Raw genomic sequence first — 786 nt, forward strand, 5'->3', positions numbered from 1 at the left:
GGTCGAATCGAAAAAGGAGCAAATAAGCGTACTTCGCTCCTTTATTCCTGCTGGCTGTCCCACGCTATTTCCCATGACCGCTCCACAAGAATACCGGCAGTTTATGACCGCCCACTTCTCCGGCTTGGCGCTGCAAAAGCCCGTTTTCTACCAGGGCACCTATGGACTGCGTGTAGACCTGCAGGTGGGCGAAACGAACACGGACGAGTACTTCCGCCACGTTATCGGGCGGGCCACTACTCTTTTTGAAGCGGCGTTTGCGCCCGACGACCGGGTGTTGCTGCTCATACGGGACTACAAGTACCGGCGCCGCAAAATCCGCTTTGGCAACTTCGTCCACCGGCAGATACGCGGCTTAGTAAAGGGCGAGCTGACCTACACCAAAACGGGCGGTTTCTACGACCCGTCCCGCGTATGGAACCAGGAGTTTATTCGACTGCCGGCGCACCGGATCGCCCACCAACAGGTATTGACCGCCATTGCCCATGCCGATTTTCCGCCCCGGGCGCCACGCTTTTCGGGGCGGGGCCTGTGGCAGGCGCCCGAGCTCTATTTCCTGAACCTAGACCGCGCCCTTATTTTTCACATGTACGACGACCGCGGGTTAGACCTTATTGCCGGGGACCGGCAGACATTACGCCCGCTGTACGAACAGTTCAACACCTGGCTCTTGGACTACGACCGGTCGCGCATGGACCTGATGTTCAAATCAGACCAGGAAAGGCTGTCCTAACGAACAAAGAAGGTGTTTAGGAAAACGGTCGTGGCCTAAACGCGCTCCGTTCA

General features: G+C 57.5%; 1 protein-coding gene. It reads left to right on the forward strand.

Features of this window, described 5'->3' with window-relative positions; translation table 11 throughout:
* Positions 1 to 73: 73 nt before the first annotated feature.
* Positions 74 to 733: a DUF3885 domain-containing protein gene (locus tag HW556_RS18390; protein ID WP_176901569.1), complete on the forward strand. Its 660-nt coding sequence runs from the start codon at positions 74 to 76 to the stop codon at positions 731 to 733.
* The last annotated feature ends 53 nt before the right edge of the window (positions 734 to 786 follow it).

Source organism: Hymenobacter terrestris, assembly GCF_013377905.1.
Lineage (GTDB): Bacteria > Bacteroidota > Bacteroidia > Cytophagales > Hymenobacteraceae > Hymenobacter > Hymenobacter terrestris.

What these genes read in the sequence shown, in the direction of transcription:
- HW556_RS18390 (WP_176901569.1), top strand. Translation starts at nt 74, where the DNA reads ATGACCGCTCCACAAGAATACCGGCAGTTTATGACCGCCCACTTCTCC.